The following is a 16,973-nucleotide window of genomic DNA, read 5'->3' as shown; positions in this document are numbered from 1 at the left end:
ACCGGTTGCAGTATTATTTCGTGGAGATTTTTTCTGGCCCGGCGGTTTCCCGAGCGGTTTCCCCGGCCGTCTACGAGGCAAGTTCCGAGGCTGCCCGCTCGACGGGAGTCGCGGACTCGGCCTCCGCGCCAAATGGCTCTGAGCCGGATGCTTCCAGGGCGCGACGGGCCTTGATTTCGCCCAGGATCTGGGCATGGAACGCGTCGGTCAACTTGTACTTGGCCATGACGACGATCGCGAGGACGGTCATGATGGCGGGCAGCGCACCTGCGGCAAACTGGATGGCCTGCAGGGATTCGGCACTGTGCGTAGTGCCGGACTTGTAACCGCCGGCAGCGAGTGCATATGCGGCAAGGGCGCCGCCGACGGCTTGGCCCGTCTTACGGGTGAAGGAGAACAGCGCGTAGGTGATGCCTTCAGTCCGGACACCGGTTTTCCATTCGCCGTACTCCACAGTGTCTGCTTCCAAGGCCCACACCACGATGTTGACGGCCATGACGCCAAGCATGCTCAGGAGCAGACCCGCGAATCCAACCCAGACCAGGGTGGCCGGAGCGAAGAAGACGATTGCGCCGCCGATGATAGCGAGGAAACCGGCAGCCACGTAGATGGCCTTCTTGCCGAAGTTTCGGACCAACCTCGGCATGAGCGGAGCGAGGGCAAAGGTCACCACAAGCTGGACGATGGAGAGGACAGCGTAAAGATCCAGCCTGCCGAGGACGTCGCGCAAGTAGTACAGCTGCACCGAAGACAGTGCCATGTAGCCGGTCAAGAAGAGGAAGGAGCTGAGGCACAGCATGAGCAGGGGACGGTTTGTCTTGAGCGTCGCCATGCTTTGCTTGAAGGAAACTTTGGGTACCGCACGGTGCACCCGCTCCTTGGCGGTCAGGAACGTGAAGAAGTACAGAGCCGCGCCGATCGCGACGAAGGCCAGAGTAATGATGGTGAACGTGGACTGCAGGTTGGCGCCGGGCTTGATCAGCGGAGCTACGAAGATGCCCAACGCGGAACTGACCAAAAGGGCGCCGACCATGCGGGCGGATCCGAGCTTGGCTCGCTCCCCCGGCTCCTGGGTCATCGCGCCCGCTAGCGAACCGTACGGGATGTTGACCAGCGAGTAGGCCAGGCCCAGCGCCGCATACGTCGCGTAGGCATAGAGCAACATCCCTGTTTCGCCGACCTGCGGAATGGAGAAGGCCGCGACACTCAAAAGCAGCAATGGGATGGAGCCGAACATGATGAACGGGCGGAATTTTCCGAAGCGCTTGCTGTAGGCGCGGTCAACCAATCGTCCGGCGAAGACGTCGGCGAAAGCGTCGAAGATCCTGACCGTAAGCAACAGGGTGCCGGCGGCCGCCGCGGATATGCCCGCGACGTCGGTGTAGTAGACAAGCAGGAACATGGTGGCGGTAGTGAAGGCAAGGTTGTTGGCGGCGTCGCCAGCCCCATAGCCTAGGATGCTGAGTTTGCTGAGCTTATTCATTGCGGGCTCCTTTACCCTTGCCGGTACCCCATGCCCCGGCTTGCGATGATGGAAAAGCTTCGGCCGACTAGGCCAGAAATTGTTGAAGCTTGATGTAATTCTAATCACCCTGGCAATCATTCGGCAAGCGGTTGCCAAATGTTTCCATAGAAACTTTCCACCTTCTGGGCACATTCAAGATGTGAGCGAGCGATGCCGAAAAGGCCGTCAAAGATGAGCGAGCGTCAGGGGAAAGTGCCACATATCCGAGCGAGCGTCAGTTCCGGCGAACGCGCGCTCACATATGACCCGTCTTCGGCGAACGCCCGCTCACATATGACCCGTCTCCGGCGAACGCCCGCTCACATATACCGGGCCAACGACGACGGCGCCCGTCGCCTTCACGGGGAAGGCAACGGGCGCCGTTGAAAGTGCCTGTCGGATTAGCTGAGGTTGCCGGCAGCCGCGAAGGACTCGGCCAAACCCTCAACAAGGTCCACGATCGCCCTGTCTTCAACCAAGTCCGGATCCACGAGGCCGAGCAAAGCCTCGAGCCGGGCACGGCCAGTGAGGAGGTTCGCGGCGGCGATCCCTGCCGCCTGCGGGTCTTGGAGACCTGTTGCCGTGGCAGTGTAGGCGGTCCAGGCCGCGATCATCCGCGCAGCGGCCTGGCCGCTGCGGCCGGCTGCGCGCTCGGCGCGGAGCACAGGCACTGCCCGCATGCGCAGCTTGGTGCTGCCGTCCATGGCGATCTGGGCCAGGTGGTGGGCGATCCGGGAGTTCCCGAAGCGTTCCAGCAGGGCGGCCCGGTACTCGTGGATTCGCAAGTCCTCACCAGGCAGGTTGGAGGCGGCCTCGTCCCAAAAGTCCTCCACGGCCCGTCGGCAGGAATCATCAGCGAGGGCTTCGGCCACTGTCTTGTGTCCACGCAGCTGCCCGGCATAGGCGAGCAGCGAGTGGGCGCCATTGAGGAGCCACAGCTTGCGGTTCTCGTACGGCTCGATCTCGTCCACGAAAACGGCACCCGCGTCCTCCCAGTGCGGTCGCCCAGCGGGAAAGTCCCCGCTCAGGACCCAGTTGAGGAACGGCTCGGCGACCACGGGCGATTCGTCGCGGTATCCGCAGGCGGCGGCGACGGCGTCGATATCGGCTTCCGTTGTCCGCGGCGTGATGCGGTCAACGGAAGTGCTGACAAAACTGACGTTGGCGTCGATCCAAGCGGCGAGTCCGGCGTCGAACGCCTTGGCCATCCCCATCACGGCTTTTCTGGCAACGGTCCCGTTGTTGGAAAGGTTGTCGCAGCAGACGACGGCGAGGGGTCCGCCGTCGCCGTCGCGCCGTGCGGCGAGGCCCAGCACGAGCCGCCCCAGCGGCGTCGTCGGCTTGCCGGAAGCAGAACCGCCAGCGAGCACGGCGAGGTCCGCGACGACGTCGGGCGCCTGGTTGTCCAGCTTGCCGTCGGCCCCGAGCCGGTAGGCGGCTTCGGTGATGGTGAGCGTGATGAGCGAGGTCAGCGGCGCCGAGACAAGCTCGACAAAACGCTCGATGTCGGCACCGTCAACAGCTTCGACGATGCTGCCAACAACCTCGAAGGAATCACCGGCGTCTGAGCGTTCCACCACGGTGTACAAGCCGTCCTGTGCGGACAGCACCTCCGCGGCATCCGGGCGGCGGCCCGTGAAGGAGGCAATGCCCCACTCGGCCGCGTCGCCTGCATGCTGGGTGTACCACGCCTGGTGGGAGCGGTGGAAGGCCCCCAGTCCCATGTGCACAATGCGTACCGGGGCCTTGGCGATGGGCCTGACGGAGCGGCTCAAGCGGGGAAGCTCCGCAGTTCGCTCGGGTTCGTTGCTCACAGCTTGAAGACCCTTCGGGGTGAGGAGTCGACGACGTCGACGATGATTTCGTGGGCTCGGTCCTCGCTGACACGATGTTCGGCGACGAGGCGCGCAAGGAAGGATGCTTCGATCCGGCGGGAAGCGTCGTGCCGGGCCGGGATCGAGCAGAACGCGCGGGTGTCGTCGATGAACCCCGATGACCGGGAGAAGCCGGTGGTCTCGGTGACGGCGGAGCGGAACCGCAGCATGGCGTCCGGTGCATCGAGGAACCACCAGGGAGCGCCGAGGTACACGGAGGGGTAGAACCCTGCCAGGGGCGCCAGCTCGCGGGAAAACACGGTCTCGTCGAGGGTGAACAGCACCAAGTGGAAGTCCTTGGCCGTGCCGAAGTCCTGGAGCAGGGGGCGGATGGCTTCGGTGTAGTTGGTGGCGAACGGGATGTCGTGTCCAGTGTCCGCTCCGTAGGCCGCGAAGGTGGGCTGGTGGTGGTTGCGGAAGGAACCCGGGTGGATGGTCATGACCAAACCGTCTTCCACCGACATCCTGGCCATCTGGTACATCATGTGGGCTTCGAACGTGTTGCGGTCCTCGGCCGTGGCCTTGCCGGCACGCGCCAGTTCGAAGATCCGCTCGGCTTCGGCCCGGTCCAGCTTGAGCGTCGCCGGGGTGAGGACGCCGTGGTCCGCGGAGACCGCGCCGTGGTCCACGAAATAACGACGGCGGTTTTCCAGGGCTTTGATGTAGCCGGTGTAGCCGCTAGCGCCGTCGGCGGCGGAATCGACAAGCCGCTCGACGTTGGCACCCCATGCCGGGTGCGCGATGTTCAGGTAGGCATCCGGACGGAAGGTCGGCAGCACGCGGCCGTTGAAGGAGGGGTCCTCGGCGATCGCCTTGTGGCTGGCGAGACTGTCCAGGGGATCGTCCGTGGTGGCCAGGACCTCGATGTTGAAGTCCTTGAAGAGCTGGCGGGGACGGAAATCGGGCTCCACGAGCTTGGCGGCAATGGCGTCATAGCTGGCATCTGCGGACATCTCGCCAAGGTCCGCGCCGAGCTTGAACACGCTGTCGAACTGCGTGCGCAGCCAGTACCCAGACGCCGTGCCTTCGAAGAGGGGCCACGCCTGGACGAACGTCCGCCAGATCTCCCGCGATTCGGACGCGTTGGCGCCTCCCGAGAGCAACTTGTCCATGGGGACTCCGCTGGCGTGGATCAGCCTGGTGACGTAGTGGTCCGGGCTGACCAGGAGCGCGGCCGGATCGGGGAACGGCGTGTTGTGCTCGATGACGGCGGCGTCAACGTGGCCGTGCGGAGAGATGATGGGCAGGTCCTGGACGCGCTCCAGTAGGGAGCGCGCAATGCTGCGCGTCCCGGGATCCGCGGGCAGGAGCCGGTCAGGATTGGCTGCGATCGACTGTGACATAGGTCAATTTTCGGCCGGAAGAATCAATCTGTCAACCGGTTGCCAACTATTGCCACCGCGTTGCATCTTCCACCGAAGATCACTTGAAACTACGCGATCAGCCGCCCGCTGGAACCGCGCACCACGAGCTCCGTGTCCACCCGGACGGCTTCCGCGGGCCCTTCCTGGCCTAGCAACATGTCCAGCAGGAGGGCGGCAGCGCGGGAACCGCACTCCCCCAGCGGCGACCTCACGGTGGTAAGCGCCGGCGTCGTGAAGTCTGCCCCGAAGATGTCGTCGAAGCCTACGATGCTGATCTGGTCCGGAACGTGCATGCCGGCGGCCTGGAGCTCCTGCATGAGGCCTATGGCAAGGAGATCGTTGTAGGTGATTACCGCCGTCGCGCCGCTCGCCAGGACGTCGCGCGCTACTTGGCGGCCGCCGTCGACCGTTGGCTTGGACGATTCCAAGCGGACGGCTCCCAACTTGTACCAATCGCAGGCAGCTTGGACGCCTTCCCAGCGGCGGCGCGACATCCAGGACTGCGGCGGCCCCGCAACATAGGCGAGCTGCTGGTGGCCGTTGGCGGCTAGGCTCCGCACGGCCTGGCCAATCCCCTTGTTGACGTCCGGGACTACGCACGGCACACCCTCTATTTCGCGATTGATCACGACTACCGGCTTGTCCGCAGCCAAAGCCCGGATCTTTTCGTCGTCCATGCGGGGGCTCGCCAGAATGAGGCCGTCCACCGTGCCCAACATCCTGCGGGCCGCAATCAGTTCGGTGTCAGGCGACTCCGCAGACTCGGCCAACACCAGGGTGTAGTCCCGGGCCGACCCGGTGGTTTCCGCACCGCGGATAATGTCGAAGAACGTCGGGTTGGTGATATCCGCGACGATGAGTCCGATCGTCTGGGTACGTCCGGTGGGAAGCGCCCGGGCGAAGGGGTTCACCTGGTAATTCAGCTGCTCGGCGGCATCCTCGATGATTTTCTGGGTCTTGGCACTGACCCTGCCCGGTTTGCTCAGCGCGCGCGAAACCGTGGAAGGGTTGACTCCCGCGAGCCTCGCGATGTCGTAGATGGTGGGCGAGGATTTCTCCCCGCGTCCGCGCTTGGCGGGGGAAGTTACTGCTCCGGAGTTCGTCGCTTCAGTCACGGCTCAATCGTAATCTGGCTTGGCAACAAAAGCAGGACGGTTGCCAAACCATTCGGCCGGCGACCGCCCTGCTTAAGTGCCCTACTCACGCGCCCTGCGAGCTAGGAGCGCTCGGCGAACTTGCCTTCTTCGCTGATGCGCTTGTTGAGCTCGCGCATGTACTCCTCCTCGTCGAAGTCCAGGGAGACTTCCTTGCCGGTCCAGCTCGACAGGTGGATGGCGTTGGCCAGGCGGACGCCTTTGATGCCGTCCGAGCCGGGCGCCAACAACGGAGTGCCGTCGAGGATGTTGGCCGCGAAGTTCTCCAGGACGCCGGCGTGTTGGCCGCCCCAGGCCGACTCGAACTCGATCACCTCGGTGGTGTAGTAGTCCTCGGCTTTCAATTCGCCCATGAAGAGCTTGCGGACATCGTCCATGTCCATGCCGTCGCTGAGTTCGCGCTCGGGTTTGACCAGGCGTGTGACCGTGGCGGTCTTGCTGTTTTCCACCACGATCTTGCCCTGGTCACCCAGGATCTCGAAGCGGTCCGTGCCCACAAGGTCGTGCGTGGCCGTGACGAAAACTCCGGTGGCACCGTTGCCGTAATCCACGACGGCGGTGACCTCGTCTTCCACGGCGATGTCCCGGCGGAATCCGTACGCCACCTTGGAGTAGACGGACTTCGGCACGCCGCAGATCCACTGCCACAGGTCGAGCTGGTGGGGTGCCTGGTTGACCAGGACGCCGCCGCCTTCGCCGCCCCACGTAGCGCGCCATTCGCTGGAGTTGTAGTAGCCCTGCGGGCGCCACCAGTTGGTGATGATCCAGTTGGTGCGCCGGATGGCCCCGATCTCGCCGTTGTCTACGATCTCCTTGAGCTTCTTGTACAGGGGGTTGTTGCGCTGGTTGAACATGATCCCGAAGGAAAGCTCGGGCTTGGAAGCCGCGAACTCATTGAGCCGCTTGACTTGCTTGGTGTAGACACCAGCGGGCTTCTCGACGAGGGCGTGGATGTTGCGCTTGAGCGATTCGATGCCCATTTCCGGGTGCAGGTAGTGGGGCACGCACGTGACGATCGCATCGACGTCGCCGCTTTCCAGCATCGCGATGTAGTCGTCGTAGAACGGCGCACCTGGGTACCGGGAGGCTGCCAGTTCCTTCTTTGCAGGATCGGTGTCGCAGATAGCGCCGATCACCATGTTCGGAACCAATCCGTCAGTGATGAACTTGGCGTACGTGCCGCCCTGCTGGCCCAGGCCGATGATGCCAAGGCGTACTTTCTTGCTCATGAGTAGATCTCCGTTGTAGTGGGATTAGAAGAGGTCGGCGTGACCCATGGCCACCAGGTTGTCGTATGAAGTCTGCAGGGCTTCCCACACCGTTCGGCCATAGAGCTCGTCCTGCTCCACGAGCAAGTACTCCGCGCCGGCAGCCTGGGCCGCGGGAATGATGGACGGGAAGTCAAGGTTGCCTTCGCCCACTTCGGCAAACTGGACCACGTTCTTAAACTCGGCCATGAAGCCCGCGAGGTCCCCCGTTTCCAGGAGCCCGAAGGCCGATTCCGGCAACTCCCCTATCCGGTAGTCCTTCAGGTGCACCATGGCCGTGCGTCCGGCGTATTTGGCTAGGGTCCGGACGGGATCCAGGCCGCCGCGCTGCACCCAGTGCACGTCGATCTCCATGCCCATGGCCGGGGAGTTTTCGGCAATGATGTCCAGCATGTATGTGCCGTCGAACTTCGCGAACTCGATGTGGTGGTTGTGGTAGTACAAGCCGATGCCGTGTTCCCGGAGGTTTTCGGCGTATTCGTTGGCTTGCTTCGCGAAGTCCACCACGGCGTCGATCGACTTCATGGCCGGGAACGGCATCATGCCAATCCGCAGGAGGTGGGTGTTGAGCCGCTTTGCGTCGTCAACGATCTTGTCGAAGTGGTCCTTGAGCGAGTCGCCGGGCATGCCCTTGGGCGTCTCCATGGCGACCGAAAGCGCCGCGATGTCCATGCCGAGTTCGCTCCGGGAGCGGTCCAGTTCGGCAACGTTTTCCGGCGTCATCGGGATCTGCGAAATCTCGACGGCGTTGTACCCTATCGCACTGACCTTGCGGAGCGTTTCAAACGCCCCGTCTTCGGCAAAACTGCCCTTCAGCATCATTGCCTGTACGCCGATTTTTGCCACTTTTGTCCTCCGTTGGTTCCGGGCCTTTATGGGCCGCGTGGTTAGCCCACTTGCCCGGAAATGTCCGGGTAGCTTTGGGCGTAGATGTCTTTGACGATCCTGAGTGATTTTTCGGCTTCCGCGGGGCTGATCCAGAAGGGAGCAGGATCCCCGAGCTTGGCATAGAAATCCTTGATCAGGAGTTCGTGGGATACGCCCCAATACGCGCGCCCACCCGATTCCAAGGCACGTTCCGCGATGGTTTCCACGGTGCCGTCGGCATAGCTGACAACAAGGTCGCCCCGGAGGCTGAGCGTGGCCTTTTCGGTCACGATGTCCAGCGTCACCGGTGCGTTGGTGGCATTGGCCAAGGTGGCGTAGAAGACGCTGGTGGCACCGTTTGCGTGCCCGGCGATGAATTCCGCCGTATCCTCCACCTCGATCACGCCGCCAAGCGAGCGCGTGGAGGCGTGGCCCTCCACCTTGGTCACGTCGCCTACCAGCCACTGGAGCAGGTCCACCGTGTGGATGGCCTGGTTCATCATGAGGCCGCCGCCTCCTTCGGCCCAGGTACCGCGCCACGGCCTGTCACGGTAGTACTCGGCCGTCCGGTGCCACATCACGGTTGCCGAGGCGCCGAGAACCTGGCCCAGCCCGCCGTCGTCGAGCAGTCTCCGCATGGCCTGGGACGTCGCGTTGTAGCGGTTCTGGAAACATACGGCGATCTTTGCGGTGCTCCGTTCAGCCGCCTCGACCAGCCGTCGCCCCTCTTCAAGGGTGTGGGCGAGCGGCTTCTCGACGATCACGCTGACTCCGCGCTCAAGGCACTCCGCGGCCAGCGAAGCATGCAGGTGGTGCGGAGTGCAGATATGCACGACGTCGGGCCTCACCGATTCGAGCATCTCCAGGTAGTCCTCGTAACCCGGCACACCGTAGGCGGCCGTTGCCGCCTGGAGGCGACCGGCGTCGGTGTCGCAGACCGCCACGAGTTCAACGTCGTCCATTTTGGCGATTGCTCCGAGGTGCACACTCGATACATCGCCGCAACCGATGACTGCTGCTGTAGGCATTCTTCTCCCTCGAAAGATGTTTTCCTTTGAACCTACAGGCCCTCAGGCGAGGGCAACACCGTTCTTGGCTGCGAGTGCCGCAAAGGCGCGCGCTGCGGCGCCGAAGGCGACGGGTCCGGAGAATCCGCCCAATTCGTGTGTGCTTGCAAGGTGGGGTTCGAGCGAAACGAAGCCGGCAAAGCCATCGGCCTTGAGCGCGGCAATAGTGGCGTCCAATTCGCCGTCGCCTTCGCCTGCAGGCACCACTTCACCTGTCCCGCTGATTGCATCCTTGATCTGGAAGTACTCCAAGTAGGGGCGCAGCACCGCATAAGCCTCGGTGTACGGCTTGACGCCCACCTGGACAAAGTTGGCGCTGTCCCAGGCAACGCGCAGCGCGGGTGAATCGACAGTCTCCATGATGTCCAGGACGCGCTCGGGCGTGTCGCCGTAGATGCCCTTTTCGTTTTCGTGCAGGAGGACGACGCCGGACGCTGCCGCCTCGTTGCTAAGTGCGGTCAGGCGCTCCATGACTGAGTCGCGGATGTCCTCCGGGCTCTGCCCTTCGGCCCGGTAGAAGGAGAAGATGCGGATGTATTTGGTGTCGAGCACCTTGGCCACCGAAATGATCTGGCGCAGCCGGGCGAGCTCATGTTCCACCGGAACACCGACGTCAACCTTGCCGATGGGGCTCGCGACCGCGGAAACCTTCAGGCCCTTCGCGTCCAGGATCGCCTTGAGCCGCCCGACCTCTTCCGGTTCGAGCTCCGAAACGTTGGTGCCCCACGCGCTGCGCACTTCGATATGGCCGGCACCGAGCGCCAGCAGGACTGCGGCCTGGACGGCGGGATCGGGATCCACTTCGTCGCCGAAACCGGACAGGCTCCACACGGCATTGGTTTCAGTCACGGAATTCTCCTTTGGATCCGTTCGCCCGCATGGCGACAAATGGCACCAAATCGTAGTTCACGGGCATGCGTTCGCCTCGAGTCTAGCCACCTTGGTGTCGGATTGACAACCGATTGCCAAATATTGGCAACTTGTGGATGCGCATCGGCCGGACTAAAAACGGGACGCCTGGTTTTTTCCCGGAAGCGGTGTCCGTATCCCCTCGAGCTTTCCTGGTGTCGGGCTTGACCGGGCCTTGCCGCTTCTGTCCGAGATCGTACAACGCCCCGAATGAGCCGTCGTCAGGCCTGCGCCCCCGGGGCCCGGCCGCCAGGAGATCCACTGCGATTCCCTATGGCACTGAGGCCCACGTGCTGCCAAGATGGGCTCCATGGACCCTCTGGACATGGCGACGACCCCTCTGTCCGAACCCGTTGTGCTGGTTGTCATGGGTGTTTCCGGCTCAGGGAAATCCACGGTTGCCGCACTCCTGGCGGGGCGGCTTGGCTGGGCCTTCGAGGAAGGGGATGCCTTGCATCCCCAAACAAACATCGACAAGATGGCAGCGGGGCATCCGCTTACGGATGAGGACAGATATCCCTGGCTGGAGAAGGTCGCCGAGTGGGTCGACCAGAGGCTGGATCACGGGGAAAACGGCGTCATCACGTGTTCGGCGCTCAAACGGTCCTATCGAAGCATTATTAATCGCCGAGGTTCAGGCGTCGTCTTCGTTTTTCTGTCCGGGACGCCCGAGACTATCAGCGCACGGCTGGCCGAACGCCACGGCCATTTCATGCCCGCCAGTATGTTGGGGAGTCAGTTCGCGGATCTTGAAGAGCTGTCTCCGGGTGAGCCCGGAATCCGGATCGACGTTGGCCCGGCTCCAGGAGTGATTGCCCAACAAATCATGGACAAGTTCGGCCTGCGGCCGAGCGGAACAGGACGAGAACCATGAACGGAATCTCCATCCTCAGCAGGCCCCTCGCCGGGGTAGCCACGGACGCCACTACGGATGCGATGCATCAACCTTGGACCGGCCACGACACCCAAGTACTTGTTGTGGCGGCCATCGGCATCGCGATAGTCGTCTTGCTGATCGTCTGGGCAAAGATGCATGCTTTCCTGGCATTGAGCATCGGCGCCCTCTTCGTCGGCATTGCTTCGGGCATTTCCTTGGACAAGGTGACAACCTCCTACGAAAATGGCGTCGGCGGCGTGCTGGGCTACGTGGGTGTGCTCATCGCCTTGGGAGCCATGCTGGGCAAGCTGCTGGCTGATTCCGGCGGCGCGGACAAGATCGTGGACACGCTCCTCCATGGCCGGCCTGCAACGCTGCCCTGGAAGATGGCGCTCATCGCCGGCATCATCGGCATACCCATGTTCTTCGAGATCGGGCTCGTGCTGCTCATTCCCGTGGTGATGCTCGCTGTGCACCGCTCCAAGGGCCCGGCAATGCGTCTTGGCATTCCGGCCTTGGCCGGTTTGTCGGTCCTCCACGGTTTCATCCCGCCGCACCCGGGCCCGTTGGCCGCGATCGGCATCCTGCACGCCAATGTCGGTGTGACCCTCGCGTTTGGACTACTCATAGCCATTCCGACCGTGATCATCGCTGGTCCCCTCTTTGGTCGTCTCGCCGCACGGATCGTGCCGATCGGAGCCGCAGGCGCTGGCCTCGCCGTTACCGTTGGAGCCGGCGAGAACGCCGAGACGGCCAGATCGCAAGGCCCCGGCGCGAAGGCCGCCAGTTCGCGCGGCGACGCGCCCGTCGGCAAGGCGCAGGATCCACAAGCAACGCGCAGCCCGTCCTTTGGCTGGACCTTGGTGACCCTGCTGTCACCGTTGGTGCTCATGCTGATCAAAGCCGGGGCAGACATTTGGATGGACAAGAACGCGCCGCTCCGGCCTCTGCTGGACTTCATCGGCGACCCGGTCTTTGCCCTGCTCGTGGCGGTGCTTTTGGCAATGGTGACTTTCGGTACGAGGGTCGGCTTCTCAGCCTCCATTCTGACGAAGAAGATCGGCGAGAGCCTGTTGCCGATCGTCGGGGTCATGCTTATCGTCGGCGCGGGCGGCGGCTTCAAACAAGTACTCGTCGACGGCGGCACCGGAACCGCGATCGCCAAGATCGCGGTCGCTGCCAGCCTGTCGGCACTGGTGCTGGGTTGGATCATCGCAGTGCTGATTCGTCTTGCCACCGGCTCGGCGACTGTTGCCACAGTGACGGCCGCAGGAATCATCGCACCGCTGGCAACCGGCTTGTCCCCGGCTCAGCTGGCGCTGGTTGTGCTCGCCATCGGTGCCGGATCGCTGTTCTTCTCCCATGTCAATGACGCCGGCTTCTGGCTGGTCAAGGAATACTTCGGACTGACGGTAGGCCAGACGATCAAGACCTGGTCAGTCATGGAAACGATAATTTCCGTCGTCGGATTCGGATTCACGCTGCTGCTATCCGTTTTCGTCTAGTCAGGACCGGCACAACGAAGGCTCTCCGAACCTGCGATTCCGCAGTTCGGAGGGCCTTCGCTTCGTCCCGCCGCCGCGATCTGCTCTAGAGGGAGGCACGCGCCTCATCGGCGTTCAAAAGCCTTCCACCAAGCCCGCCATTCTGGTGAAGATCGCCTCGCATCAACTCGAGCCTGCCGGCCGCCTCGATTCCGCCGGCTTTGACCGGGTCAAAGCCAGCGACACGAATGAGCCGCTCCACCGTTTCGGCCGCAGCGTCGTCGTCGGTTGCGTAAAACAGAACTGCCCGCCCGGATGGCCGGTTGGCTGCCGAACCCAGCGCGTCGGCACCCAATGTGCCGAAGGCCTTCACGAAATGCGCGCCATCAGGGAGAAGGTCTGCCACGATCGATGCTGCTGATTGGCCCTCCGGCAGCGTCGTGGTGTAGCCGCCGTGGCCATCAGGCCCGATCGGGTTGGTCGGGTCGATGACGACCTTGCCGACCAGGGCGTCTGACAGTTGGGAGATGAGTTCCTTCTCGGTGTCCAGCCACACGGCCATCACGACAGCTTCAGCCTGTGACACGGCATCGCCGACGCTCGCCGAACTCGCCAATGCACCGAGCTCAGCGGCCAACGATTCAGCATGGGATTGATCGCGGGCCGCCAAGACCACCGGCTCGCCGCCTTGAACAAGATGGCGGGCGACACTGGACCCGATGTTGCCGGTTCCAATAATTGCAGTTGTCACGTCAACCTCCAGATCATGGTTATCGAGAATTGCCCTGTTCTGATCGTACGCGCGGCGCAAATTGCCAACCATAGGCTGCTTGTCTGCGAGATGAGGCGGCACCCTCTGCTGTTCTCACCGGGCGGGGATCCGACGTCGGTCAGCTGCGGGCCTACGGCGTCTCGGGCACGTCTGCGGGCCGGACGCTGCGCCGGATGATGCCCAGCTGCTCGAGCTGGGCCGACATCCCTGCACCGTCCGGAGAGTAAATCCAGGGAATCCCCGGCGTGGGCTGAGCCGCGGACTTTGACCGCCCGCCCGCGAGCACCGCTTCCCCGACGGAAAGCTGGCGGATCGCGATTGCCCTGACGTTCTGCGGATGGCGTTGGGCGAACTCGGCGTAGATCGCTTCGTCGTGCTGTCCGTCGTCGCCTACCAGCAACCACTTGATGCCGGGGAACTCCGCGGCGAGACGTTCCAACGAACTCCTCTTGTGCTCCTGTCCGCTGCGGAACCAGTGGTCCGGGGTGGGACCCCAGTCGGTCAGGAGCTTGGGACCGGCGGGATATAAATTGCGGGACAGGAAGCGTGACAGTGTCGGAGCGACGTTCCACGCTCCGGTCGACAGGTACACCACGGGGGCCGACGGCGCCGTCCTCACGATCCGCTCGTACAGCACAGCCATGCCCGGCGTCGGGGTCCTCGCGTGTTCGTCGAGTACGAAGGTGTTCCAGGCGGCTAGGAATGGTCGGGGCAGCGCCGTGACCATCACGGTATCGTCAATGTCGGAGACGACACCGAAGTCTGCGTCGTCCGCGACGATTTGCACAGGGGCTTCCACGATCCTGGATCCGCCGGATTGCACGGTGATCGTATGCCAGCCGACGTCGAGGGCTGCCGGGATTTGGGCGTCGACGACACCTCCGCGGTCGGCTTCGACGTCGTGGTCGATGCCCGCAATCGTCACCCGCACGGTGGCATGTGCCACGGGCGCGCTCGTGAAATTGCGCCAACCGCGCATGCCATCTTTCAGCGGTTTGAGCGTACCTGCCTGGGCGCCGCTCCCGCCGTCCCGTGGTTCACTGCGGACAATGCGCGCCAAAACCCGGACCCATGAGGTGGTGCCGTAACCGGTGTAAGGGATGACGGTCTCCACCCGACCGCGCCGGATCGCGAGACGCGTCTGGAACCTGAGCCAGGCATCGTCGATCCTCAGGGCCAGATGGCTGCCTGCGCCGCTCGACGACGTCGGGCCCACGCTCTCAACGCTGTTGGACAGAGCGCGCGGCTTCACAGGGAGGGGACACATGCGTCCAGTCTGACATGGCGCTCCCCAAGCCTACGCACGGGCCGTGCCGGCCAATCCGCTGGTTTGCGCACACGGAGCCGGGCCGCCGACCTGGATCCCTGCCCGTACACCGTGCCAGCCGCGCGCCGGACTCTTTCTCCCAACGTGAATCCGCCGTAAAGTCCCCGGTAGGCTCCGTCCTGGACCGTGCAAACGAACACTTGGAGGTTTTTCTCATGTCGCGCATCATGCGGTTCGACCACGTCGGCGTCACTGTTCAGGACCTCGACCACGTGGCGGCGTTCTTCGTGGGACTCGGGCTCGAGATCGAGGGCCGGACCTTTGTGGAGGGCGAGTTCATTGATACGGTCACAGCGATCCCGGACTCCCGCACCGAGATCGTCATGTTGCGGACACCAGGCGGAGGAACCGGGGTGGAGCTATCCAGCTTCGTCAGGCCAGATCCGCAGCCGGGATCGCCCGCCGCCATGGCCAACGAACTTGGGCTGCGCAGCTTGTCTTTCGAAGTCGACGATCTTCAAGCGAGGGTCGACCGGTTGGCTTCGGAGGGGTACGGGTTGGTCGGTGGCATCGGCCAGTACGAGGGAGCCTGGCGCATGGCGTACGTTCGAGGTCCAGAGGGGATCATTGTGTCCCTGGCTGAGCGGATGAGCTAAGGATCGGCACGAGCAAGGCCCTCCCACCCAACGTTTCCGCAGGTCAAAGGGCCTTCACTGTGGAGCTAAGGAGATTCGAACTCCTGACCTCTTCTTAGGGGAGGGCATATTTTATTGTCTTCCAAAGGTTGCCCTCTCCAAACGCGCGAATGCTGCATCTTCATCTTCGGCGCCGTCCTTCCGACGCAGATCGTCTACCCCCGATGGTCCCCTCAGTGGCTCGGATCCGAGGAACACGAGTATCATGGCAAAAAGTTCACCAAATTCACCCGGATACCCAAATTCACCAAATTCACCCAAATTCACCTGAGGAACGTGGCGTGCTCAACATGGACAACCCGTTCCGGCCTACGGCCGGAGCCACCCCACCGGAAGTCATCGGCCGCTCCGGACTCCTGGATGAATTCGAATATGGCCTTCAGCTCGGTTCCGGAGCCCCTGGACTCCTGTCCATCTTCACCGGTGCCCGCGGCATCGGCAAGACGGTCATGCTGGGAGCTGCCCATGACCTTGCCCAGGAGCACGGATGGGCAGTGGTGGCCGAGACCGCGACCGGAACCTTCATGGGTCGGATCGGCGAAAAGATGCGCCGACTCATCCAGGAGCTTGACGACCAACCCGAATCCCGCCGTCGTATCACAGGGATTTCGATTGCCGGGTTCAGTGTCACGTCCCAACTTTCGCCCGAACGCCAGGTGGACTGGTGGGAACTGGGGGAAACACTCCTGAAGCTTCTCGACGAACGCGGGACCGGGCTCCTCATCACCGTCGACGAGATCCATGCCGCCGACCGAGCCGAACTGGCCCAGCTGGCGGCCAACGTCCAGCACTTCATCCAAGACCGGCTGCCCATCGCACTGATCTTTGCAGGCCTTCCCTCTGCCGTATCGGATCTCCTGAACGAGGGCGTGGCAACATTCCTTCGCAGAGCCGACAAGATCGATCTCCATGCCGCCGCGGTACGCGATGTCGAGACATCCTTCACGGAAACCTTCGCCGCCGCCGGGATCACCATCGACCCGGACCTGGTGCACAAGGCAGCGACAACCACCGGAGGCTACCCCTTCCTCATCCAACTGGTCGGCTACTTCCTCTGGCGCGAGGCCGAGAATAACAACGGCGGCCTCTCCTCCGCCGCCGTCGACCGGGCAATTGCCGCCGCCATCCGACGCAACGAACGCGTCGTCATTGAAGCCGCCCTCGCCGCGGCATCCGCCAAAGACCAGGAGATCCTGCACGCAATGGCCATCGACGATGGACCCTCCACGGCCGGGGACATCGTCCGGCGGACCGGTTCACGGCCCACTCTCGTGGCCAAATACCGGACCAGACTCCTCGCCGCAGGCCTCATCGAATCAACCGGCCACGGAAAAACCGACTTCGCCATCCCCGGACTGCGGGAATACCTCCGCAAAAATCAGCCACACTGACCGCTGCCGGTCGGCGACGGACCTCCTCCACCCACCCGGCAGAGACTTCCAGCAAGCGGGGCTCAGACCCGCTCGAGTTTGCGGAGGCGCTCTCCCGCAAACGGCATGACCGAGAGCGTTAAACAGGTTCTCGCTGTGGTGCCGGGGCCGGGAGGATATGGCCGTCGGGTTGGCCCCATTTTCGACGCAAAAAAGGCCCTCACCCCCACGTTTCCGCAGGTCAAAGGGCCTTCACTGTGGAGCTAAGGGGATTCGAACCCCTGACCTCTTCTCAGGGGAGGGCATATTTCGTTGGTTGCCAACGGCTTGTGTTGTCTTGAAAATCCGCTAAATCTAGGGGATTTTCATGCGGTGCACAGTCCGTGACATGTCAGCGGTTTTCATCGTTTCCGTGGGGTAAACGGGCTCATCGCATTTGAGGGTGTAATCGCGGTCTGAATCCGCCGGTTTCGAGGAGTGATCGGGCGATGTAGTTGGCAA

General features: G+C 63.2%; 14 protein-coding genes. 4 read left to right on the top strand and 10 right to left on the bottom strand.

All coding sequences use genetic code 11. The features are described from left to right. Positions 1 to 70: 70 nt before the first annotated feature. The 8 genes from uidB to AC3WJM_RS04450 all read right to left on the bottom strand — a co-directional run bounded on the left by uidB (position 71) and on the right by AC3WJM_RS04450 (position 9,947). Complete coding sequence (gene uidB / locus AC3WJM_RS04485) at positions 71 to 1,483, bottom strand: glucuronide transporter (protein WP_492271267.1); 1,413 nt, start codon at positions 1,481 to 1,483, stop codon at positions 71 to 73. Positions 1,484 to 1,905: 422 nt separating this feature from the next. Beyond that, positions 1,906 to 3,228 carry a mannitol dehydrogenase family protein gene (locus tag AC3WJM_RS04480; RefSeq protein ID WP_492271307.1) on the bottom strand — a complete coding sequence of 441 codons (1,323 nt, stop codon included), beginning with the start codon at positions 3,226 to 3,228 and terminating at the stop codon, positions 1,906 to 1,908. A gap of 86 nt (positions 3,229 to 3,314) precedes the next feature. Further along, positions 3,315 to 4,721, bottom strand: coding sequence for a glucuronate isomerase (gene uxaC / locus AC3WJM_RS04475; RefSeq protein ID WP_059387439.1), 1,407 nt, complete (start codon positions 4,719 to 4,721; stop codon positions 3,315 to 3,317). An 89-nt stretch (positions 4,722 to 4,810) separates the two neighbouring features. Then, positions 4,811 to 5,857, bottom strand: coding sequence for a LacI family DNA-binding transcriptional regulator (locus AC3WJM_RS04470; protein WP_284991360.1), 1,047 nt, complete (start codon positions 5,855 to 5,857; stop codon positions 4,811 to 4,813). A gap of 101 nt (positions 5,858 to 5,958) precedes the next feature. Next, positions 5,959 to 7,125, bottom strand: a complete 1,167-nt coding sequence (locus AC3WJM_RS04465; RefSeq protein ID WP_441437635.1) for a Gfo/Idh/MocA family protein — start codon at positions 7,123 to 7,125, stop codon at positions 5,959 to 5,961. Between the two features lie 24 nt (positions 7,126 to 7,149). Continuing rightward, positions 7,150 to 8,010, bottom strand: a complete 861-nt coding sequence (locus AC3WJM_RS04460; RefSeq protein ID WP_492271266.1) for a sugar phosphate isomerase/epimerase family protein — start codon at positions 8,008 to 8,010, stop codon at positions 7,150 to 7,152. A gap of 41 nt (positions 8,011 to 8,051) precedes the next feature. Beyond that, on the bottom strand, positions 8,052 to 9,059 hold the full coding sequence (locus AC3WJM_RS04455) for a Gfo/Idh/MocA family protein (RefSeq protein WP_307052534.1): 1,008 nt from the start codon (positions 9,057 to 9,059) through the stop codon (positions 8,052 to 8,054). 42 nt (positions 9,060 to 9,101) lie between these two features. Continuing rightward, positions 9,102 to 9,947: a sugar phosphate isomerase/epimerase family protein gene (locus AC3WJM_RS04450; protein ID WP_307052533.1), complete on the bottom strand. Its 846-nt coding sequence runs from the start codon at positions 9,945 to 9,947 to the stop codon at positions 9,102 to 9,104. 370 nt (positions 9,948 to 10,317) lie between these two features. Here AC3WJM_RS04450 and AC3WJM_RS04445 point away from each other — a divergent pair, with 370 nt between their 5' ends. Further along, on the top strand, positions 10,318 to 10,881 hold the full coding sequence (locus tag AC3WJM_RS04445) for a gluconokinase (protein WP_492271265.1): 564 nt from the start codon (positions 10,318 to 10,320) through the stop codon (positions 10,879 to 10,881). Beyond that, a complete protein-coding gene (locus AC3WJM_RS04440; RefSeq protein WP_441432546.1) occupies positions 10,878 to 12,389 on the top strand; it encodes a GntT/GntP/DsdX family permease in 1,512 nt (503 codons plus the stop codon). The genes AC3WJM_RS04445 and AC3WJM_RS04440 overlap by 4 nt, the downstream gene beginning before the upstream one ends. A gap of 85 nt (positions 12,390 to 12,474) precedes the next feature. Here the strand turns inward: AC3WJM_RS04440 and AC3WJM_RS04435 are convergent, their stop codons facing one another. Both AC3WJM_RS04435 and AC3WJM_RS04430 read right to left on the bottom strand, forming a co-directional pair. Continuing rightward, positions 12,475 to 13,119 (bottom strand): NADPH-dependent F420 reductase, encoded by a 645-nt coding sequence (locus tag AC3WJM_RS04435; RefSeq protein ID WP_172465468.1) that lies wholly within the window; start codon positions 13,117 to 13,119, stop codon positions 12,475 to 12,477. Between the two features lie 151 nt (positions 13,120 to 13,270). Next, the gene (locus AC3WJM_RS04430; RefSeq protein WP_492271264.1) at positions 13,271 to 14,407 is read right to left on the bottom strand and encodes an App1 family protein phosphatidate phosphatase; all 1,137 of its coding nucleotides are present in this window, start codon (positions 14,405 to 14,407) and stop codon (positions 13,271 to 13,273) included. Positions 14,408 to 14,622: 215 nt separating this feature from the next. On the opposite strand from AC3WJM_RS04430, the gene AC3WJM_RS04425 reads away from it, so the two are divergent. After that, complete coding sequence (locus tag AC3WJM_RS04425) at positions 14,623 to 15,063, top strand: VOC family protein (protein ID WP_059387432.1); 441 nt, start codon at positions 14,623 to 14,625, stop codon at positions 15,061 to 15,063. 329 nt (positions 15,064 to 15,392) lie between these two features. Next, positions 15,393 to 16,493 (top strand): ATP-binding protein, encoded by a 1,101-nt coding sequence (locus tag AC3WJM_RS04420; RefSeq protein ID WP_307052570.1) that lies wholly within the window; start codon positions 15,393 to 15,395, stop codon positions 16,491 to 16,493. The last annotated feature ends 480 nt before the right edge of the window (positions 16,494 to 16,973 follow it).

The organism is Arthrobacter sp. FW306-1B-G06A, assembly GCF_058781765.1.
The sequence above is the reverse complement of the archived record's forward strand: the minus strand, read 5'-3'. Positions and strand labels throughout refer to the sequence as shown.

Coding starts and splice junctions, on each gene's coding strand:
- uidB (WP_492271267.1), bottom strand. CDS start 1,483: ATGAATAAGCTCAGCAAACTCAGCATCCTAGGCTATGGGGCTGGCGAC.
- AC3WJM_RS04480 (WP_492271307.1), bottom strand. CDS start 3,228: ATGGGACTGGGGGCCTTCCACCGCTCCCACCAGGCGTGGTACACCCAG.
- uxaC (WP_059387439.1), bottom strand. CDS start 4,721: ATGTCACAGTCGATCGCAGCCAATCCTGACCGGCTCCTGCCCGCGGAT.
- AC3WJM_RS04465 (WP_441437635.1), bottom strand. CDS start 7,125: ATGAGCAAGAAAGTACGCCTTGGCATCATCGGCCTGGGCCAGCAGGGC.
- AC3WJM_RS04455 (WP_307052534.1), bottom strand. CDS start 9,059: ATGCCTACAGCAGCAGTCATCGGTTGCGGCGATGTATCGAGTGTGCAC.
- AC3WJM_RS04445 (WP_492271265.1), top strand. CDS start 10,318: ATGGACCCTCTGGACATGGCGACGACCCCTCTGTCCGAACCCGTTGTG.
- AC3WJM_RS04440 (WP_441432546.1), top strand. CDS start 10,878: ATGAACGGAATCTCCATCCTCAGCAGGCCCCTCGCCGGGGTAGCCACG.
- AC3WJM_RS04430 (WP_492271264.1), bottom strand. CDS start 14,407: ATGTGTCCCCTCCCTGTGAAGCCGCGCGCTCTGTCCAACAGCGTTGAG.
- AC3WJM_RS04425 (WP_059387432.1), top strand. CDS start 14,623: ATGTCGCGCATCATGCGGTTCGACCACGTCGGCGTCACTGTTCAGGAC.
- AC3WJM_RS04420 (WP_307052570.1), top strand. CDS start 15,393: ATGGACAACCCGTTCCGGCCTACGGCCGGAGCCACCCCACCGGAAGTC.